This window comes from Methyloparacoccus murrellii (assembly GCF_054657115.1).
The window spans coordinates 1-18,425 of record NZ_BAAHXD010000036.1 but is presented as its reverse complement, the minus strand read 5'-3'; the positions used below and the strand labels follow the sequence as shown (position 1 = coordinate 18,425).

General features: G+C 61.4%; 20 protein-coding genes. 9 read left to right on the top strand and 11 right to left on the bottom strand.

What is annotated here, in order from left to right; all coding sequences use genetic code 11:
- Positions 1–225: 225 nt before the first annotated feature.
- Positions 226–576, bottom strand: coding sequence for a DUF2958 domain-containing protein (locus ACYQ1H_RS10945; RefSeq protein WP_021018484.1), 351 nt, complete (start codon positions 574–576; stop codon positions 226–228).
- A gap of 298 nt (positions 577–874) precedes the next feature.
- On the opposite strand from ACYQ1H_RS10945, the gene ACYQ1H_RS10940 reads away from it, so the two are divergent.
- Positions 875–1,168, top strand: coding sequence for a helix-turn-helix domain-containing protein (locus tag ACYQ1H_RS10940; protein ID WP_005304583.1), 294 nt, complete (start codon positions 875–877; stop codon positions 1,166–1,168).
- Between the two features lie 52 nt (positions 1,169–1,220).
- On the opposite strand, the gene ACYQ1H_RS10935 is transcribed toward ACYQ1H_RS10940, so the two are convergent.
- From ACYQ1H_RS10935 to ACYQ1H_RS10915, 5 genes are all read right to left on the bottom strand, one after another.
- Positions 1,221–1,535 (bottom strand): DUF736 domain-containing protein, encoded by a 315-nt coding sequence (locus ACYQ1H_RS10935; RefSeq protein WP_033959579.1) that lies wholly within the window; start codon positions 1,533–1,535, stop codon positions 1,221–1,223.
- Between the two features lie 758 nt (positions 1,536–2,293).
- Complete coding sequence (locus tag ACYQ1H_RS10930; protein ID WP_426964768.1) at positions 2,294–2,503, bottom strand: hypothetical protein; 210 nt, start codon at positions 2,501–2,503, stop codon at positions 2,294–2,296.
- Between the two features lie 62 nt (positions 2,504–2,565).
- Positions 2,566–4,614 (bottom strand): ParB/RepB/Spo0J family partition protein, encoded by a 2,049-nt coding sequence (locus ACYQ1H_RS10925; RefSeq protein ID WP_460028075.1) that lies wholly within the window; start codon positions 4,612–4,614, stop codon positions 2,566–2,568.
- 79 nt (positions 4,615–4,693) lie between these two features.
- Positions 4,694–5,521: a DUF932 domain-containing protein gene (locus ACYQ1H_RS10920; protein ID WP_043211596.1), complete on the bottom strand. Its 828-nt coding sequence runs from the start codon at positions 5,519–5,521 to the stop codon at positions 4,694–4,696.
- A 762-nt stretch (positions 5,522–6,283) separates the two neighbouring features.
- Entirely contained in the window at positions 6,284–6,670 is a 387-nt protein-coding gene (locus ACYQ1H_RS10915) for a hypothetical protein (RefSeq protein WP_015476706.1), read from the bottom strand.
- Between the two features lie 382 nt (positions 6,671–7,052).
- Here ACYQ1H_RS10915 and ACYQ1H_RS10910 point away from each other — a divergent pair, with 382 nt between their 5' ends.
- From ACYQ1H_RS10910 to ACYQ1H_RS10890, 5 genes are read left to right on the top strand one after another with little or no spacing between them, the layout of a single operon-like run.
- Positions 7,053–7,244, top strand: coding sequence for a type II toxin-antitoxin system RelB/DinJ family antitoxin (locus tag ACYQ1H_RS10910; RefSeq protein WP_015476707.1), 192 nt, complete (start codon positions 7,053–7,055; stop codon positions 7,242–7,244).
- Between the two features lie 28 nt (positions 7,245–7,272).
- Positions 7,273–8,565, top strand: coding sequence for a DUF2130 domain-containing protein (locus ACYQ1H_RS10905; RefSeq protein WP_015476708.1), 1,293 nt, complete (start codon positions 7,273–7,275; stop codon positions 8,563–8,565).
- Positions 8,566–8,570: 5 nt separating this feature from the next.
- Positions 8,571–9,899, top strand: coding sequence for an SIR2 family protein (locus ACYQ1H_RS10900; protein WP_201765468.1), 1,329 nt, complete (start codon positions 8,571–8,573; stop codon positions 9,897–9,899).
- A complete protein-coding gene (locus ACYQ1H_RS10895; protein ID WP_460028074.1) occupies positions 9,850–11,784 on the top strand; it encodes an ATP-binding protein in 1,935 nt (644 codons plus the stop codon). The genes ACYQ1H_RS10900 and ACYQ1H_RS10895 overlap by 50 nt, the downstream gene beginning before the upstream one ends.
- A 24-nt stretch (positions 11,785–11,808) precedes the next feature.
- Positions 11,809–12,018: a KTSC domain-containing protein gene (locus tag ACYQ1H_RS10890; RefSeq protein WP_015476711.1), complete on the top strand. Its 210-nt coding sequence runs from the start codon at positions 11,809–11,811 to the stop codon at positions 12,016–12,018.
- 22 nt (positions 12,019–12,040) lie between these two features.
- On the opposite strand, the gene ACYQ1H_RS10885 is transcribed toward ACYQ1H_RS10890, so the two are convergent.
- The 5 genes from ACYQ1H_RS10885 to ACYQ1H_RS10865 form a co-directional block, all read right to left on the bottom strand.
- Entirely contained in the window at positions 12,041–12,343 is a 303-nt protein-coding gene (locus ACYQ1H_RS10885; RefSeq protein WP_015476712.1) for a helix-turn-helix domain-containing protein, read from the bottom strand.
- Positions 12,327–12,710 (bottom strand): type II toxin-antitoxin system RelE/ParE family toxin, encoded by a 384-nt coding sequence (locus tag ACYQ1H_RS10880; protein ID WP_460028073.1) that lies wholly within the window; start codon positions 12,708–12,710, stop codon positions 12,327–12,329. The genes ACYQ1H_RS10885 and ACYQ1H_RS10880 overlap by 17 nt, the downstream gene beginning before the upstream one ends.
- Positions 12,707–13,024, bottom strand: a complete 318-nt coding sequence (locus ACYQ1H_RS10875; RefSeq protein ID WP_157883313.1) for a hypothetical protein — start codon at positions 13,022–13,024, stop codon at positions 12,707–12,709. The genes ACYQ1H_RS10880 and ACYQ1H_RS10875 overlap by 4 nt, the downstream gene beginning before the upstream one ends.
- On the bottom strand, positions 13,021–14,220 hold the full coding sequence (locus tag ACYQ1H_RS10870; protein WP_460028072.1) for a tyrosine-type recombinase/integrase: 1,200 nt from the start codon (positions 14,218–14,220) through the stop codon (positions 13,021–13,023). Before ACYQ1H_RS10870 ends, ACYQ1H_RS10875 begins: the two co-directional genes overlap by 4 nt.
- Positions 14,221–14,575: 355 nt before the next feature.
- On the bottom strand, positions 14,576–15,745 hold the full coding sequence (locus ACYQ1H_RS10865) for a cytochrome-c peroxidase (RefSeq protein ID WP_460028071.1): 1,170 nt from the start codon (positions 15,743–15,745) through the stop codon (positions 14,576–14,578).
- 234 nt (positions 15,746–15,979) lie between these two features.
- On the opposite strand from ACYQ1H_RS10865, the gene ACYQ1H_RS10860 reads away from it, so the two are divergent.
- From ACYQ1H_RS10860 to ACYQ1H_RS10850, 3 genes are all read left to right on the top strand, one after another.
- Complete coding sequence (locus ACYQ1H_RS10860; RefSeq protein ID WP_460028070.1) at positions 15,980–17,470, top strand: hypothetical protein; 1,491 nt, start codon at positions 15,980–15,982, stop codon at positions 17,468–17,470.
- A gap of 218 nt (positions 17,471–17,688) precedes the next feature.
- Positions 17,689–18,012, top strand: a complete 324-nt coding sequence (locus tag ACYQ1H_RS10855; RefSeq protein ID WP_460028069.1) for a hypothetical protein — start codon at positions 17,689–17,691, stop codon at positions 18,010–18,012.
- Positions 18,009–18,248 carry a hypothetical protein gene (locus ACYQ1H_RS10850; RefSeq protein ID WP_460028068.1) on the top strand — a complete coding sequence of 80 codons (240 nt, stop codon included), beginning with the start codon at positions 18,009–18,011 and terminating at the stop codon, positions 18,246–18,248. Before ACYQ1H_RS10855 ends, ACYQ1H_RS10850 begins: the two co-directional genes overlap by 4 nt.
- Positions 18,249–18,425: the final 177 nt, after the last annotated feature.

Sequence of the window (18,425 nt, the reverse complement as noted above, 5' to 3'; positions counted from 1 at the left end):
TCAAGACTGATTCGCTCCAGGGCATTGCGGAAATCGTCTGAATGCGACGGCTGCGCCGCCACGAAAATGGCGCGCAGCATGGAGCACCGTGCAGCAGCCCGCGCCAAAGATCATGACTGTTTGCATCAGAAGCGCACCGCTTCGGTGCAAGAGTGTGGATTCAGACCTGTCAGGTCTTGAGTAAGACTGAAATAGTCAGAATGCGCCGTCGTTGGCTGGGACTGCTCAGTCGGTGATCGAGCCGTTTTCCTCGGCCAGCCGCAGGTACTCCGACAGCAGCCGCACGGGCTGGAAGTAGCGATCGCGCATCACTGGTTGCTTGCGCGGGCCGACGATGGACGCCAGATCGGATAGCTTCACATGGCCCAGGCCGGGCATGCCTATTCCCAGGTCGATCAGCCCCCATGCCGTATCGCCATCGGCCGGGTCGAGCGCGGCCAGCAACCAGGTGGCGTGCGCGTCAGGGGTGAACAGTCGCACCGCCGGCATCGGGTCGATGCTTCGGCCAGCGGCGCGTGCCGCGCCGACGGCAAGCAGTTGCGCCTGCTGTTCAGCGGTGACGAGCGGCTGAGTCATGGCCCGAATCCCCACGCATCCGAGGATGCACGGATACGATTTTCCACCGAAGCGCGGAACCGCCGAAGCGGATGCGTGCTTTGGCGGGAAAGCACGAAGGCGCAAGCCATCGAATCCGTACATGCACGGAAACGCAGAAGCGGAATTACGCAGGTCAGGAAAGACACGGATGCGGCTCCCCGGGTCTAGTGAAATCCGCAGTTGCGGATTTCAGCAAAAGCACGGAAGCGGACTAAATTACTGTCATGAGTTAAAGATAACGTGGTTTTAATTGTCCCGCGACTGGACGCTTCTGTCTATGCAGAAGCGATCCGTACAACCTGGCCGACCGGCCGGTGCCACCACCTTCGATGCCGAGTTGGCGCAAGCCTTCGGCGCGGCGGTGCGTGCGCTGCGGATGGAACGCGGGATTGCGCAGGAATCGCTGGCCAACCTGGCTGGCATCGAGCGTTCCCATATGGGCAAGGTCGAGCGTGGCGAGCACATGCCCACGCTGGCGATCATCTTCAAGATCGCCAGCGCGCTTAGTTGCAGTACCGCCGTGCTGATGGCCGCGACGGAAAGCCAGCTCGCGTCCGTGTCCGAGACGTAGGCTGTCAGCGAAAGGCGCCCCGCCGCAATGGGCGGGGCGCGGTGGGCGGCCGTCAGGCCGCCTTGGGCTTGCTGCGTGACCAGATCAGGTCGTGCGTGCCGTCCTCGTTCTCGATCAGGCGGGCATAGACCGTCGCCGGGAACGAAGGATCGTCGAGGGATACGGACACGTAGGGCCGCCCGGCTTCGCTGGTCTTCTTCCACGCCGCGCCGATGTCGTGGCCGGCCGCCTGAAGGCGGAAGTCGGGGGCGTTCTCGGTGTCGCCCTTATCGTTGGGAATCAGCTTGACCTTGACGTTCAGGGTCAGGGTGCGGAGCTGGCCGGTGAAGCCGTCTTTCTCTGCGGTGAAGGTGCCGATGTTAGCCATGATGTTTCTCCTTTCGGGTTGAACAAGGTCACGCCAGTGCGTCCTTGTTGTGATCCGGCCGGCGGGGGATGGGCTGGCCGCACCGCGCAGCGGTCGCAACACCGTGGAGAGCCTGGAAGCGAAAAGAATTTGTCCCGCGAGGAATGCGCGCAGCGCAGGGGAAATTGTTTTCGCTGGAAGGTTGCGGCCTGAAGCCCAAGGCGCAGCCGCTCCCTCGCCAGGATTCACGACAAGCCAAGGACGCACGGGCCGCCCGCTCCCGAATGGAGACATGGCCGACTCGGCATCCCCGCGTGACGGCTTCACCGGCTTGCGCCCTGACACTGGCAAGGCCAACACCCCAACGACAAGCGAGAACGCTTCTTGCCGCAGATTGCGACGACGTGGTTGAGGCGTGGCGTGGATGCTCCATAGCGAAGCCGGGGGGCGTGTCGGTAAACCGTCCTTCGTGACGTACAAGCGCGAACCGCCAGCGTCGAGGACGGCACGCTTTGGCACAACCTGCCGCAGCAAGCCGGGGCGTAGCCCCACAAGCCCCGCCCATTGCGGCGGTGCGCCATCGAAACCTTGCCTGCGCCAGCGGGCGCCGATGGCTGTACCGCGTGCAAGGCACTTGCACGTCCGCCACGCCGCCGCCTGGTCGAAGGCGGCGACGTGGCGATTTTGCTTTGGACGCAGGAACCGGGCGCGGCCACCGCCGCGCCCGGATTTTCGACCACCGGCCCCAAGGCGGAACGGCTTGGGGCCGGTGCTGCTCGTTATTCCTTGGTTTCGATAATCCACCACATGGCACGCGGCAAGGCGCGGCCTGTGATGGGATGCAAGTCGGTGAGGTCGGCGCAGGCTGTCCAGCCGGGGGGCGGACGGTAGCCGCGCACGTCGCCTTCGCCGTGCCAGCGGCGGGCGCGTACCGTGCCGGGCGCATAGGTCGCCGCCATGCGCGGGCGGTTGGTGGTGGTGCGGGTCATGGGGGCTTCTCCTTCAAGCGAAGCGCCCCGGTCGAGGCCGGGGCGCTTGCCTTCGGCGCGGGTCAAGCGGCCAGTGCCTCGGCGGGTTCATCCGCCATTGCCTCGTCATCCTCCGGGGCGTCCTGCGCCTGCGTTTCCTGCGGCGCAGCTTCCGGGCCTTCGGTCTTGAAGATGGCGGGCATCCAGCCCGTACCATCGGCCAGCCGTTCCGCCTCGCTGGCAATGTCGGCCTTCTTCAACTTCGCCAGCCGGGCAGCGTGCGACGGTGCGAACTCGCCCACGGCTTCCAGAATCGCGGCCTTCGGCACATGCTGGAAATACCCGTTTGCGGTGGGCTGCCACCATGCGGCCATGTCCAGCCCCACGGCCTGCGCCAGTTCCGCGCCCGGCTGTTGCGCCGTGGCGCGAGGCGTCACCACGTCCACGGTCGCCGCTGCGCATACCGCCAGCAGCCGCACCAGTTCTCCTTGCTCCATCGCCAGCAGCGCGGCGAACAGTTCGGCGCTGTCCTGCGGCAGCGCTTCGCCCGCGACCTGCTGCAACTCGCGCAGGGCGGCGGCGGCGGGCGATTCGGGCCAGTCGGGGGCCATGCCTTCCAGCCGGTCTTGCACTTTCAGGCTCACGCCCAGCGGCAAGTCGTGGCCGTAGTGGTTGTCCTGCAAGACGCTCTGCACCATGCCATGCACCAGCGCGGCCAGCGCGACTTGCGGATGCCGGGCGACTTCGATTTGCAGCGCGGCGGTGCGGTGCGCGCTCAAGCGCTGCGCCAGCCGGTCGGACAGGCTCGCGGCCTTGGGCTGCTCGGCGTCCTCGCCTTCGTCGTCGTTCCCGGCTTCGCCTTCCGCGCTGCCGAAACCCTGCCGCAAGCGTTCCAGCGTGCGCAGCGCCTTGGCTTCGGCTTCGCGCAGCAGCCCGCGATGAATCACGGCTTCGCCGCTGCGGTCGAGGGTAACGATGGCACCGGCCACGGCGCGCACGTCCGGGGCGTAGCCCTGCAATGCTTCCTCCACGGCTTGCAGTTCCCCGGCAACCTGTTCGCGGCGCGGTTCCAGCGCTTCGGTCTTGTCCTCGTCCTCGGCGTCGTAGGCGTCTTCCAGTTCGGCGTCGATCTTGTCGAGGCGGGTTTGCAGCGAGGCGATGCGGCGGGCTTCGCGGGCGTTCGGTTCGCGGCGCTGGCGCGGCGCGTTCTGGAACGCCTGCCGCTCGGCATAGCTCATGTGCGGCAAGGCTTCCACCCACGCCCAACCCTCGGCGCGCACGTCCCCGGCCAGTGGATCCAGCTTGCCACGCACCAGCGATTCCAGCAGCGCGGCGTCGGTCAGGTAGGTTCCGGCATCGCCTTCCGCGAACAGGTCGCGGCGGATACCGCCGCCCGCCGCCGTGTAGGCGTCCAGCCCGGCAAAGCGCACCAGCGGATGCGTGGCGTCGATTTCGCGTTCGGTCAGGCGTTCGCGCAGCGCGGATGCGCCACGCTGCCATTCGGGCGCACCGTAGAACGCGCTTTCCTGCGCGGCGTGGTCGTCGGTGATGGTCAGGGCCATCAACTGTTCCAGCGTGACGGCTCCGGCCCGGTAGTCGGCCAGCAGGCGCGACGAGACGTTGGCCAGCTTCAAACGGCGCTGAACCACCAGCGGGGACACGCCGAAGTCGGCGGCAATGTCTTCGATGGGGCGGCCTTCCTTGACCAGTGCGGCGAACGCCTCGAACTGGTCGGCCGGGTGCATCTGCTCGCGCAGCAGGTTTTCCGCGAGGCTGACGGTACGGGCCGAAGCGTCCGGCACCAGCAGGCAAGGCACCTCAAAGTCGGCGGCGATGCGCTTCTTCTTCGCCAGCAGCTTCAATGCGGTCAGTCGGCGGTCGCCGGCCACCACTTCGTATTGCTCGCCATCGGCGGCAAGGATGACAACGAGGTTTTGCAGCAGACCGATGCGGGCGATGCTCGCGGCCAGTTCGGGAATGGACAAGCGCGGGGTCTTGCGTGCGTTGCGCTTGGAGCGGCGCGGCAGCAACTGCGAGAGCGGAACCAAAATCAGGTTCTTGGTCGGGTCGGCCACTTCCAGCGGCGCGGCGGTTTCGATGGCACGGGTTTCGATTTGGGTAACGGCGTTCATGGTGATAACTCCTTGCGGTTAGGGATGCAGCAGCGAGAGAAGCGGCAAGGGCTGCTGCCTGCCCCTGCCGCGTGGGGATTCAGGCTTTCAACTGGCGCATGCCATCGGCCAGCAGCCAAAGCGCACGGTTGAGGCGGATGTTTTGGTCGATGCCCTGCACCGGGCGGGTTTGCTGGCGGCGTCCGTTGGCGCTGCGCCCGCGCAGGCCGCCTTGGGTCAGGTTCTCTTGCGTGCGGTTGAACACGCTCCACAAGTCCGGGCGGCGGTCGTCGAAGCGGCGCGGCATCAGGATTTGCGATTCCGTGATGGGCGCGGGTTTGTCGGGGTCGTCGTACTTGAGGGCCAGCGCGGCGCGGGCGAACACTTCGGATTCGCCATCGTTCAAGGTGATGGCGCGCATGGAATCGCGGGATTCCTGCACGCGGTCGAAGCCGCGCAAGACTTCGTAAGCGCCTTCGATGACGGAACCGGCCACGTCGCCTTTGTGGGGCACACGCACATCGGCTACCGTGTCGCCGCACACAAGGCCATTGCTGCACACGAACCGGAACATGCCCGCGAGCATTTGGTAAGAACTGGTGCCGTCGTGCGAATTGAGAAGCACGATTTCATTTGCTTCCGCGCCGTTGATCTGGCTGGCGTGGCGCAGGCGCAGCATGTGTTTGGTGTAGTCGCGGCGGTCGTCGTGGCGGACGCGGGTCTGTGCTGCCATGAAGGGTTCAAACCCTTCCTTGCGCAGTTCCGCCAGCACGGCGGCGGTCGGGATATAGGCGTACCGCTCGGAACGGCTTTCATGGGGGGCGTCCGCGAAGATGGATGGCGCGACCTTGCGGATTTGATCGTCGGACAGCGGGTAATCGCTGCGCAGCGACGGGGAACGGGAAGCGAATCGGGATGCGAGTTGCATTGCATTTCTCCTGACGAAAAGGGTTTGCTGTTCAAACCGCACACCGGATTCCTAGATTCGGAGCCCAGCCTTTCGGCTGTTCGGTGCGGTTGGCACGAGGAACCCGGTTGGCCCTGTTGCCACCGTCTTTCCTGAGTTCATCGCCCGCGGCCAAAGGAGCGCGCGGACGGGGGCCGTCAAGGAGACAAGCGCAGGGTTGGTGCGGCCCGCAGGCGCAGCCGAGGACACGGCCCTGCGCGCCTTGACGGCACACGGAAGCGGGCTACGGTCGCGGGTAAGGTGATGAAGTCAGGGGAGACGGCTGGACAAGGCAACGGCCATCCCTATGTGCTGACCGCACGGCAAGCGAAGCGCGCAGGCCCGAAGCTGGAAGCCGGGCCGAAGGCGTCAGCCGAGCGGAGCGAGGGAACGATGGAAGCCCGAAGGGGGCGAGACGCCGCAGGCGGCTCGATGCGAAGCACGACAGCGCGACCGGCCATGCTTCTTGGCCGGGGACGCCCATGCAGTCGTGGAGATGCAGCGTGGATCTTCTGTGGTGGACAAGCAGCCTTTGCGGCATCGGTATTGCCGCGCCGGCGCAGCCGGGGCGGCGGTGTTGCAGGGGCGCCAAGCGAAGCGCGGCGGGGATGTGCCGCAGGCACTTCCCCCGGAGTGCAAGCGCCAGCGCGCAGCGCCGCAGGCGCGAAGTCATCGGCACCAGGGCGCAGCAGAAAAAAGGTGCGCCGCCCCGCAGGGCAGCGCACCGGATGGCGCCAGGCGCGATCAGTTCGCCGTCATCGTCTGCAACTGCTCGATCACGCCGGGTTCGACGAAGACGCACGGCTGGTCGGCCGCGATCGGCACGTTGAACACCTGTGAGAAGGCTTCGCGCTTGAGGTGCGCCAGGCGGCCCGTCCGGTACGCCTGTTCGGGCTTCACGCGGCCACCGCCCGCCGGCGAGCCGCTGCGCTGCGGGTCGCACTCGACCAGCGCGACAAAGCCGTCGTCGGACAGCTTCTGATGCTCGGGGCACAAGCCCCAGCCGGTTGCCGTGTGACGCTCCATGCTCGCGCGCAGGCGGCGATCCAGCAGGATGGCGCCGGTGTCGAAGCGAGTACCGCAGACAAGGCAAACGTGTTGTTCAAGCGAAACGTGCGATTTGTCGTTCATGACGATCTCCGGTTGCACGGGCGGAATTGCCCGGAACCGTCGCCAGCACGGCGCAGCGCAAGCAGTCAGGGGTCGCAGACGGCCGCCAGGACGCAAGCGCGCAAGGCGCGTGCAGCCCTTGACGGCGAGACCGCCGTGATACGGTGAAGGGAACAGCAAGACCGCCCTCAACCTCACAACGAAGGCGCGGACAGGCAAGCGGAGCGCGCAGGCCCGCCAGGGCCGAAGGCGTTAGGGATCAAAGCCGAATGGCCACGACTCGCAGAGGCGTGGGGCGCAGCCCGCGAGCCCGACGGCGGAACGACGGGACGCCCCCGCGGATCGGTTACACGATGGCACAAATGGGCTACGATGTGGCTACACTTTTCCAGAGTCTGTGTCCATGGCAAGCAGTGATGTCGTTCGCGCCCGAATTGATAAAGAAATCAAGGAGGAAGCCAGCCATGTCTTATCCGGAATGGGGCTGTCGATTTCGGATGCGATTCGCATGCTGCTAACACGCATCGCGACCGATAAGGCCTTGCCTTTCGATCTGAATCGTGTCGCTTCTCCGCTGAAGCGCAAGACTCCATGAGTATGCGAAATATCTTTCAGGACTCGCAATGACAGAGCCAACAATCATTTGCCCAAACTGCAAGACCGAGATTCGCTTAACAGAGTCTCTCGCAGCTCCGCTTATCGCTGCGACGCGTCAGCAATACGAACAACAAATCGCACAAAAAGACTTGGATTTCGCCAAGCGCGAACAAAGCCTGCGGGAAAAGGAAAAACAGGTTGCCGAGGAAAAACGCGCGCTCGATGACCAAATTGCAGATCAGGTTGCAGCACAACTAAAGACCGAGCGCGCACGAGTCATAGCCGATGAAGCCAAGAAAGCGAAGCTCGCGAGCGCGGCAGAATTGGACGCGAAAGCACGTGAGCTAGTTGAGCTTCAGGAGGTATTGAAGTCACGCGATGAGAAGTTGGCCGAAGCCCAAAAGGCGCAGGCTGACTTGATCAAGAAACAGCGTGAACTCGACGATGCTAAACGCGAACTGGAATTGACTGTTGAGAAACGTGTTCAAGAGGGCTTGACCGAAGTGCGAGCTATGGCACGGCGAGAGGCCGAAGATGGTTTGAAGCTCAAGGTAATGGAGAAAGATCAAACCATCGCGTCGATGCAACAGAAGATCGAGGAATTGAAGCAAAAGGCAGAGCAAGGCTCGCAGCAACTGCAGGGCGAAGTCCAGGAAATGGATCTTGAAAACCTACTGCGCGCGAAATTCCCATTTGACTCTATCGAGCCTGTTGCAAAGGGCGAGTTCGGTGGGGACGTGCTGCAACGTGTTATCAGCCAAACTGGACAACCAAGCGGCGAAATACTCTGGGAGTCAAAGCGAACCAAGAATTGGAGCGACGGCTGGCTCTCCAAGTTGCGCGATGATCAGCGAACCGCTAAAGCGGAGGTGTCGGTTCTCGTGAGTCACGTATTGCCAAAAGGCATTGAGACTTTTGATGTTATTGATGGTGTTTGGGTAACCAGTCCACGGGCGGTTCTGCCAGTAGCAACGATACTCCGCCACACTCTGCTTCAGGTAAGCATGGCTAGGCAGGTCAGCGAGGGGCAGCAAACCAAGACCGAAATGGTTTATCAGTACCTGACCGGACCGCGATTCCGTCATCGCGTGGAAGCGATCGTTGAAGCGTTCTCCTCGATGCAGCAAGACTTGGATAAAGAACGAAAGGCCATCATGAAACAATGGGCGAAGCGTGAAGAGCAGATCGAGCGTGTAATGGGCGCCACTGTTGGTATGTATGGGGATCTGCAAGGCATAGCAGGTAAGTCACTGCAGGAAATCGAAGGCCTGAGCCTGGTGGCTCTGCCCGGCCCAAATGATGAAGAACAGGGAAGCTAAAAGCCGTGACTCAAAATTCAAATACGAATGATGCGCCAGTCCCATCACCTGCTGACGTCGTGCCTGCAAAAACACCGCCTTTACCCGCCATACACGATGCAGCGCAGCAGGCACGAAATCTTCGGCTGGTACTTCAAGACGACAAGCAGCGCATAGGTTGCTTCCTTGGGGCTGGCTGCCCTCTTGGCGTCTACGATGCTGAAGGAAAAAATAGCATCGTGCTGATTCCAGCGGTTGTGGAATTGACAAAACGTATTGCTGCTGGACTGTTGTCGGCAGATGAAGCACCTGAAGCTACGTCAAAGTTCAAAAAGCACTGGGACGCATTGTGTGAAGAATGCAAGCCAGCAGATGGCAAAGACCCTACCGTAGAAGACGTGCTGACGGAATTGCGTACTTTGGCGAATCGCCGAGGAAGTGCGGAAATTCTGGGGATGACGAAAAAGGACTTGAGCGACCTTGACGAGAAGGTTTGCGCGTTAATCGCAACGGAAATACGGAAACCATTGCCTCTGTATCGCAACGCGTACAACCGTTTTGCGTCTTGGATAGGTGGGGTATATCGAAGCTCACCTGCTGAAATATTTACTCCAAACTACGATGTTCTCTTCGAGCAGGCATTTGAGCAGCACCCGCTCCCACACTTCGACGGATTTGTTGGTTCCCACAAGCCTTGGTTTGATTTGGCATCGATAGAGCACGACGTTATCCCCTCAAGATGGACGAGGTTGTGGAAGCTTCACGGATCAATCAATTGGGAGAAAAGCGAAGAGATCGTAAATGGGGCGAAGGTAACCCGTGTCGTTCGTGTGACCCGTGAGGCAGAGGCGGGCAAGGTCATGATCTTTCCATCTCATCTCAAGTATGACCAAAGCCGTCGCATGCCGTACCTCGCGATGCTTGATCGACTAAGAGCCTTCTTCCATGGGAAGGATGCTCCTAGATTAGTGGTGTGTGGATATTCTTTTCTTGACGATCACTTGAATGAAGTCTTGCTTGATGGGTTGAGGGGGAATCGCAATGCCCAGTGCTTTGCGCTGATGTATTCAGGACTTGGACAGCACTCTAGAGCTGTGGACTATGCAGTAAAGCAAAGCAATCTCACCGTTCTTGCTTGGGACGGAGCGGTCGTAGGAACACGAGTAGGCCGATATCGACCCGGAACCATTGGTGGCAATGAGCACACTCCTTGGCTCACTGAAGAAGAGACCGAGGTTGGGGATGGCTCCAAAGAGCAGCAACCGCGCAGTCGTTTAGGCGATTTCCACTACTTTAGCCTTTTTCTTGAACAGCTTTGCGGTGGGGGCACTCACGATGCACAACCAGCCGGGTAACCCAGACCCATCACGGCTCGGAACCGTTGAAGATGTCAATGGTTCGAGTGTGAGCGTGAAGCTCTCAGAGAGCACGCCCGGTGGCCTTCTTTTTGTTAATGGGGAGGCATACCGTGTTGGACAAGTTGGAGGGTTCGTTCGTATTCCATCAGGATATGTCGATCTGTATGGAGTGATATCTCAGGTCGGCGCCGGAGCTGCACCCGGGCCGCCCGAGCTTGCTCCTCAGCTCGGTAATCGGTGGCTCAGAGTTGAACTTGTTGGTCAAGGACGACGGGGAACAAAGTTCGAGCGAGGGATAGCCCAGTACCCCTCGATCGGAGACTCGGTTCACGTAGTCACTGAGTCGGATTTGAAGACGGTGTATGCACCAGGGGACGATGATGGCTACGTCGCCGTAGGACGCGTTGCCAGCGCCGAGTCGATCCGTGCGTACCTGGATATGAATCGGCTTGTTACTCGCCACTCTGCTGTCGTTGGGAGCACCGGCTCCGGAAAGTCGAATGCCGTTGCAAATCTGTTGGGAGCAGTTTCTGACCAAGCACGCTTCAAGTCTGCACGCGTTGTACTGTTTGACCTCCACGGGGAGTACGCAAAGGCCTTTGGCGATCAAGCTAGGGTATTCAGAGTCGGAGCGGATACGGCCATAGGCGAGCGCGAGCTGCATGTCCCATTTTGGGCGCTGACGGCCGAGGAATTCATTTCCATAACGATGGGTGCAGTCTCAGGGACACCTTTGACCTTGCTGCAAGAAAAGCTGCTATCAAGCAAGCGCGCGTCAAAGGCGGCAGGTGTCGCACATGGCCTTCCAGACCTCACGGTCACGATCGACACGCCGCTGCCATTCTCCGTTTACCAACTCTGGCATGATTTGTATTCGCTACATTGCGCAACTCACAGCGTAAGTAAGAACCAAAACCAGACTGACGCTACGCGCACGTACATTGAGGAAGGTGCGCCCCCAGTCAAAGCAGTTGGCGATGGCGACCAGCTTGTTCGTCCGAGATTTCGTCCGCTCAAAGACGAAAAGAATGATCCTGACAAGGTGTATGCGGGGATCTACGGTGATTTGCCGCGTGGACACCTCGATAGTTTGGAAAGCAAACTTCGAGATCCTCGCATGCAGTTTCTGTTTCGTCCTGGCCAGTGGGCACCCGACAAGGACGGAACAACGGGCGCTGATCTAGACGCGTTGCTTGAGGCATGGATAGGCGCAGATAAGCCGATCTCTGTTTTCGATTTATCAGGTATTCCTACCGCTGTTGTGGATGACTTGGTAGGGGCCGTGTTGCGTATTCTGTATGACGCAATTTTTTGGGGTAGAAACAAGCAAGAAGGCGGTAGAGAGCGGCCCCTTCTTGTCGTCCTTGAAGAGGCACATGTATACCTTGGCCCTCAGTCAAAGAATAGAGCTGCGATTGCAGCACGGCGCATCGCCAAAGAGGGCCGGAAGTACGGCGTTGGCTTGATGCTAGTCAGTCAACGACCATCCGAAGTGGACACCACAATTCTTTCTCAATGCGGTACGGTTGTGGCCTTACGTTTAACCAACGACTCTGATCGATCCCAAGTAACCTCCTGCGCATCGGACAATCTCAAAGGGCTGTTTTCAATGCTTCCGGTTCTCCGAACTGGTGAAGCATTGGTCGTGGGTGAAGCCGTCAATATGCCAATACGGGCAATCATTGACCGTCCGCCTGAGGGCCGACGCCCGGAAAGTGACGATCCGATGGTCGTTGTGCCCAAGGGGGAAGGCGGTAAGCGTATAAGGTCTGGCGGATGGACAGAACCTGTCAAAGATGAAAATTACAAGCCTCTAGTCGAGGCGTGGCGCAAGCAAGATCCTAATGCTGGAAAAACACAGGCAACGGATTCAGAAACCTGATTTTCAACCGAAGGAGACGACACTATGGAACGCACCTCCGTTACTTCAAGCAACATCAACTCCATTGGCTATGATGCCGATAGCCAGACACTGGAGATAGAGTTCAATAATGGCGCTGTTTACGAATACTCAGGGGTTCCTGAGGGCGAGCATACTGGGCTTATGAACGCGGACTCCAAAGGGACGTACTTCAATGCCAACATTAAGAATCGGTATCCCTTTTCGAAGCACTGATAGTGACCGCGGTCAGTAGGCATCAGATGATGGCCTGCAAGCCCTTATCAGCGATAACGTTGAGCAGCTTGAGCGCAGGGCCGGTGGGGTGAGTTTCGCCTTGCTCCCACTTGCGTACGGTCGAGGCCGACGTATGCAAGTGGAGCGCGAACACCGGCTGGCTGAACTTTAAGGTTTCGCGCAAGCGCTTGATATCCGCCGCGCCGAACTCGCGCACCGGCGGCGGGCAAATCGCGTCGAACTCGCGCATCGTCACCTTGCCGATGGCTCCCGCCTCAACGAGCGCCGCCAGGTCGCCACGCAGCGATTCAATGATCTTGCTCACAATGCACCTCCACTAAAACACCCAACTGCAACGCCTTCGACAAGGCTTCAGCAGACAGTTCCAAGAACACCTTGCCGGCGAATTGCAGCGCCTTCTTTTCGTCCTGCGTGATGTTCGCCTTGTCGTTCTTCGGGAAACCATGCAGGAACACGTAGCGGCTGCCGATCCTGGCCGATACCAGCGTGCGGTAGCCGCCGCTCTTGCCTCCGCCGGCGCGGGCCACCCGCTTCTTGTAGAGGGAGCCGCCCAAGTCCGCGTCGATCAGACCGCTTTCCATCTCTTGAACCGCCTTGCACAACGCGGCATCGGGCAGCTTCTCGCCCGACTGCCAGCGTGCAAAGTCCTTGCGCTTCAGGATGTCCGTCATTTCGACGTCCAAACTATACCCGAAACGGGCATACTTTTCCAGTCTCCGGTGTAGCACCTAGATAGAAGGGATGACCCGCCCGATTGTCGTGACGCCGGCACGACAATCGGAGCCGACAGGACGGGATGCCGGCCACCGGTCACGCGGGCACCCTTGGCCGAAATCAGCAGCGCATAGGCCGACCACGGCAGCGTGAAGACCTTGGCCAGCTCGGCGAGGCCGAATTTCCCAGACACTGTCTCGGAAATTGCAGAACAGGGATAGTCGGTCGGCAAGGCAGCGGGGGACGCCACCGAAAGCGTCCTCTTGCTCATGCCGTGGCCTCCGCAGGGCGCCGCGCGCCCGTGATGGCCTGCCGCCGACTCGCCACCAGCTCGGCCGCATCCCGCACCGGCTTGTCCTCGGTGTGGACGTAATGCATGAACATCGCCACGGTCTTGTGGCCCGTCAGCTTCATGCCTACCTTGGTCGGCACGCCCGAATTGGCAATGTCGGTGGTCGAGCGATGGCGGATGCCGTGCGTGCCGACGTGCGGGACGCCGGCGGCCTTGAGCACCCGGCACCATCCGCCATAGTGCTCGCCAAAGGTCAGGTGCTTGGTCGGGTCGTTGGGCGACGGCAGGACATAGGGGCAGCCCTCCCGGCGCGGCGCCGTCGAAAACAGCCGGTAGGCTTCCGCGCTCATGGGCTTGGAGAGGCCGCCGGTCTTGCTGTCGGGCCAGACCACACGCCGGTTCTCCAGATCGACCCAATCCCATTCGAGCGTGCAGATTTCGGAGCGACGGCCGGCGAACTCGAATTGCAGGCGGATCGCCAGCGGGATGACGTAGTTCTCCAGTCCTTCCGCCTCCAGCTTCGCCAATTGGCGGAAGATCAGCGCCAGCTCGTCGTCCACGATGAGCCGGGTTTCCTCGCCGGGCGGGTACATCGGGACGTGTCGGCACGGGTTCGTGCCATCCGGGCGGTAGCCCCACACTTCGGCCAGGTTGAACATCTTGCGCAGCACGCCGAAGGCGTTGTTCGCTTCGGCCGGCTTGTAGGCCAGCTTCTCCATCAGCCCGGCGATGTCGGGCCGCTTCACGTCCTGCACCTTCTTGCGGCCGATCAGCGGGACGATGCAGCGGTCGATGACGGCCTGATAGCCGCGCTGCGTGCTGGGCTTGTTGCGCTTCTTGGAGTAGTCCTCCATGAACTTCTTGCACAGCGCTTCGACCGTGGGCGCCTTGCGCGCCTCGGCCTTGGCGCCGCCGGGATCGCCGCCCCGGCGAACCTCGGCCAGCCAGTCCTGCGCCATGACGCGGGCCTGCTCCACGGTTAGCTCCCCGAACAGGCCCAGCGAGGGCTTGCGGGGCTGCCCGGAGTTCGTGCGGTACTGGAGCATGAACACCCGGCGGCCCTTCGGGGTAATCTTGCACAGGAAGCCCGGCACTACGGTATCCCGTAGTTCGATGTCCTTGGCCTGGGGTTGCGCTGACTCTACGGCGGTCTTGGTGAGCTTGATCTTTGCCATGATGACTCCTTGGAACGACCCGAATTCCAAGAGCCAGATAGGAGCGGCGCGAGGGAAAACCGGGTCAAGTTTCAGAAAGCACCGGCATATGATGGACGCGCGTAAGTTCTTGATAAACCTGCTGTATCGAGCTGCGGCGCAGTCCAGCGAAGTACCGGGCTGGAGTCATCGTCAAACAAAAAAAGACCCGCGCATGGCGGGCCCAAGTGATTTGAAGGAGGAGCAAGACACTGAAACAGGTCGCGACACGTTGCATGCGCGATAGGAGTGAAATTTTACTCGAGCAAGAAATGCCGACAATCCCATGCAAAATGGCATATCTGTAAACATATAAGAAACAAATGCCGGTGCCGGATCAGGGCTGGTAGCCATCCGTCAGGGTCATGAGAAAGGCCACCAGATCATCGACCTCCCTTTCGGTCAGCCCCAGCTTGCCCAGTTCGTCATGGTTGACGTTGGCGGCCACTTCGGGAGCCGGCCAACAGCCCTCGCGCAGGGCTTGTGCCTCGGTTGCCCAATCGTCCCGGCAGCGCGGCTTCAGATCCCGTGTGTTGTAGAAGTCGACCACGCCCCGCAAGGTCTTGAAGTAGCCGTTGTGCATGTAGGGCGCGGTCCTGGCAATGTTGCGCAGGGTCGGCACCTTGAATTTGCCATCCTCAAGGCGATCCTTGACGTGATCGCCCAGACCGGCGTCGACGAAACCGAACCCTTGCGGATTGAACTCGGGAGCCTGGGTATAGAACAGGTTTGCCCGGTTGCGCGGGACGCCGAGATTGTCATAGGTGAAATCCGTGAACAGCGGCCAGTTCGCGCCGTTGTTGGCGGGACGGCTGGGATGGCAGGCCGCGCAGTTGCCCTTGTCCTCGGACTCGAAAAGCTCCCGGCCGCGCCGCTCCTGGGCCGTGAAACGCGCCTTGCCCATCAGGTAGTAATCGTACTTCGAGGTCATCGGCGCGAACCGGGAGGTTCGCTCGAAGGCCGCGATGGCATCGGCAATCCGGGCGAAGGCCGCCGGGCCATCGTCCAGGGAGCCCTTGCCATAGACACGCCGGAACAGATCGGCGTAGCCGGCCACCCGCACTTTCGCAACCACGCTCTCCGGATCGGGGTTGTTCATCTCCAGCGCTTCGAGGAAGGGTTGCTTCGCCTGGCTCTTCAAGCCGGGTGCCCGGCCATCAAGAAACTGCCCGCCGATGAACAGGCCTTCCTGCCTGTCGAAATGAAACACCGGTGTCGGCGCAGCATACATCAGGGTAGGCGCATTGCGCTTGCCATAGCGTCCGGGAATGACGCCTTCGGAAGTCGGCTCGTGATCGTCCGGATCGGTGAAGAAGCGTTCGGGATCGTGGCAACTGGCACAGGCCTGTCCCGGTGGCTCGGACAGGCTGGTATCGAGAAACAGCTGCTCGCCCAAGCGCGCCTTGCGTGACAGGTCCGCCATCGACGGCGCCGACATCAGCATCGGCAGCCATGCCACCAGAAGGAACCAACGAATGCGCGACAGCGCGGGAGCAGATACCGACATCTAGACAACCTCAACGGGATGGAACAAGCGAACCGTCAACGCCCTCGTGCCATTACGCCACCGGCAAACCGGGGAGCATGCCGGCACCCGGATGGCGCCCGCTGCGCGGACAACCAGAACACAAGCAAGGACACATCGAGACATAAAAGGCATTTGCGAATCAGTTGCATATCATATCAGATCGCGTATGATGCCGATCCTTGTTAACAAGGACATGGTATTTGAGGTTGAAACATGCCCCCCAGAAAACGCCTGCTCTGTCTGTGCATCTCGTCCACCCTGGCCCTGGGGCTGTACGCATCCGGGGTTGAGGCCAAGAAAAGCAGGCCCTCCAATATCGACGAGATGTGGCGCATCATCGAACAGCAGCAGCAGCAGATCGAGGAACTGAAGGCCCGCATCAGCAAGAACGAGGAAAACCCGGCGAGCGGAGACGGCAAGGTCGTGGCCGCCGGCGAGACAAGCGCTGCCCAGAACGCCAACCCGGCGGATAAACCCGCCGCTGGCGGCAGCAAGAAAGCCAAGACCGAAGCCGAGCGCAAGACCGATATCCTGTCCGCCGAGGTGGAGAAGCTGAAGACGCAGCTCTACATTCCCGACAAGCGCGAGTACAAGGTGCAGTACGGTTACGGTCCGGCAGCCTCCGAGATCTACCGCGTCAACCAGGGTCTCTCCATCGGTGGCTACGGCGAGTGGGTCTACAGCGACAATGGCAAGGATGCGAAGTCGACCGCCGACAATGTCCGGGCGGTCATCTATGCCGGTTACAAATTCAACGACTGGATCATCCTCAACAACGAATTCGAGTTCGAGCACGGCACCACCGGCGAGGGCGCGGAGGAGAAGGGTGAGGTCTCGGTCGAATTCTCCTACCTGGACTTCCTGCTCAAGGATTACGCCAACGTCCGCGCCGGTCTGACCCTGGTGCCGATGGGCTTCATCAACGAAATCCACGAAGGCCCGACCTATCACGGCAACTACCGCCCGCAGGTCGAGCGCGTCATCATCCCCACCACCTGGCGTGAAATCGGCGCCGGCCTGTTCGGCGAACTGGCGCCGGGCCTGCAATACCGCATGTACGCCATGAACGGCCTGAACGCCGAGGGCTTCTCCAGCGAGGGCATCCGCGAGGGCCGTCAATCCGCCAGCAAGGCCATCGCGGAGGACTTCGCCTTTGCCGGACGCATCGATTACGACATGCCCTTCGCGCCCGGCCTGCTGGCCGGCGCCTCCGCCTGGGTCGGCAACTCCGGTCAGGGCTTCGAATACGCCAGCCCCGAATTTGGCGCACAGCGACTCAATGTGCTGACCCAGCTCTACGAGGGCCACGTTCAATGGCGCTGGCAGGGTCTGGAAATGCGCGCGCTGGGCGCCGTCGGCAGCATCGGCAATGCCGCCCAGCTCAGCGCCGCCAAAGGCGAAACCATCGGCAGCCAGAACTATGGCTGGTATACCGAGGCCGCCTACAACCTGATGCCCTGGCTCTGGGCTGACAGCACCCAGTACATCGCGCCGTTCTTCCGCTACGAACGCTACAACACCCTGGCCAGCGTGCCGAACGGCTTCGACGACTACGATGGGCTCTACGATCAATGGATCTACCAGGGCGGCCTGACCTACAAACCGATCGAGAACGTGGCCGTCAAGTTCGACTATCGCAACTTTAACTCCGCAGCCCGCTCGCTGCCGGACCAGTACAACCTGGGTATTGCCTTCATGTACTGAGGTGACAGCCGGATGCCGCCGGATCGCGGCATGAGATTTTCCATCGCTTCTTGAGTGAAGTTTCCGGGCGCCAGTGGCGCCCTTTTTTTATCCAAGCGCGATCCCTTGTCGCGCTGCCGGCACCGGAGTAAGGACAATCGGCCCGGGCGGGACGTTTGACAATCCGGTCTCATTTGAGAATAATTCTCATGCAAGAGAAATTCCCAACGGAGACACCTATGCCGGCCCCAAATCCGACCAATCCGCTTTCCACCCGACCCCCGGGCGATCCAGCTGGCCAGCCGGCCGATCTCGGGCAATTGCATGTCAATGCCGGATTGCTGGTGGAGCGCTATCTGGAGCACAGCGATCCCTGCATCGCCGTCTGGCTCAGCCGCCAGTTCCGGCTGATTGCCGAAAGCCCGGCCATGCCGGATGCGGAGCTGAAAGTGCTGTACCGGACCCTGGCCGCCCGCTGGCACCAGATGGCCACCCAGGCACTGATCGAAACCCTGCCGCGCAAGCCCTGGCTGGACGAATTTGCCGGCGAGGCACGGTCATGAGCCCGTCGCACTGCCCAGTGGAACTGTTGTCCGGGCAGGCCGGAGCCGAGATCACGTGGTGCCCCGAGTGCGGGACCTTCAATCTGGCACTGGGCCATGTGCAGCTCCGGCTCACCGCAGCCCAGTTCACCCAGTTGCACCTGCTCATGAATCAGGCCATGCAGCGGGTCGGCGGCCGGCCGGCGGAGCCGGAAGCCGCGCCACCCGGACGCCGGCGCACATCCGCCCTGCACTGAACCATGTCGCACCTCGGCCAGACCTTCGGCCAGCCGGCCGGCAGGACGGCTGCCGATGAGGCCCCGATACCGAGGAGGCTCCCGGCAAATCGACCGATCCCCGCCGCACTCGCGAGCCATCCAGCCCAACAGCCTGCCTCACGGACCCGCTTCGGTGCCGTCCTGGCGGTTTCGATC

Coding starts and splice junctions, on each gene's coding strand:
- ACYQ1H_RS10945 (WP_021018484.1), bottom strand. CDS start 576: ATGACTCAGCCGCTCGTCACCGCTGAACAGCAGGCGCAACTGCTTGCC.
- ACYQ1H_RS10940 (WP_005304583.1), top strand. CDS start 875: ATGCAGAAGCGATCCGTACAACCTGGCCGACCGGCCGGTGCCACCACC.
- ACYQ1H_RS10935 (WP_033959579.1), bottom strand. CDS start 1,535: ATGGCTAACATCGGCACCTTCACCGCAGAGAAAGACGGCTTCACCGGC.
- ACYQ1H_RS10930 (WP_426964768.1), bottom strand. CDS start 2,503: ATGACCCGCACCACCACCAACCGCCCGCGCATGGCGGCGACCTATGCG.
- ACYQ1H_RS10925 (WP_460028075.1), bottom strand. CDS start 4,614: ATGAACGCCGTTACCCAAATCGAAACCCGTGCCATCGAAACCGCCGCG.
- ACYQ1H_RS10920 (WP_043211596.1), bottom strand. CDS start 5,521: ATGCAACTCGCATCCCGATTCGCTTCCCGTTCCCCGTCGCTGCGCAGC.
- ACYQ1H_RS10915 (WP_015476706.1), bottom strand. CDS start 6,670: ATGAACGACAAATCGCACGTTTCGCTTGAACAACACGTTTGCCTTGTC.
- ACYQ1H_RS10910 (WP_015476707.1), top strand. CDS start 7,053: ATGGCAAGCAGTGATGTCGTTCGCGCCCGAATTGATAAAGAAATCAAG.
- ACYQ1H_RS10905 (WP_015476708.1), top strand. CDS start 7,273: ATGACAGAGCCAACAATCATTTGCCCAAACTGCAAGACCGAGATTCGC.
- ACYQ1H_RS10890 (WP_015476711.1), top strand. CDS start 11,809: ATGGAACGCACCTCCGTTACTTCAAGCAACATCAACTCCATTGGCTAT.
- ACYQ1H_RS10880 (WP_460028073.1), bottom strand. CDS start 12,710: ATGACGGACATCCTGAAGCGCAAGGACTTTGCACGCTGGCAGTCGGGC.
- ACYQ1H_RS10875 (WP_157883313.1), bottom strand. CDS start 13,024: ATGAGCAAGAGGACGCTTTCGGTGGCGTCCCCCGCTGCCTTGCCGACC.
- ACYQ1H_RS10870 (WP_460028072.1), bottom strand. CDS start 14,220: ATGGCAAAGATCAAGCTCACCAAGACCGCCGTAGAGTCAGCGCAACCC.
- ACYQ1H_RS10865 (WP_460028071.1), bottom strand. CDS start 15,745: ATGTCGGTATCTGCTCCCGCGCTGTCGCGCATTCGTTGGTTCCTTCTG.
- ACYQ1H_RS10860 (WP_460028070.1), top strand. CDS start 15,980: ATGCCCCCCAGAAAACGCCTGCTCTGTCTGTGCATCTCGTCCACCCTG.
- ACYQ1H_RS10855 (WP_460028069.1), top strand. CDS start 17,689: ATGCCGGCCCCAAATCCGACCAATCCGCTTTCCACCCGACCCCCGGGC.
- ACYQ1H_RS10850 (WP_460028068.1), top strand. CDS start 18,009: ATGAGCCCGTCGCACTGCCCAGTGGAACTGTTGTCCGGGCAGGCCGGA.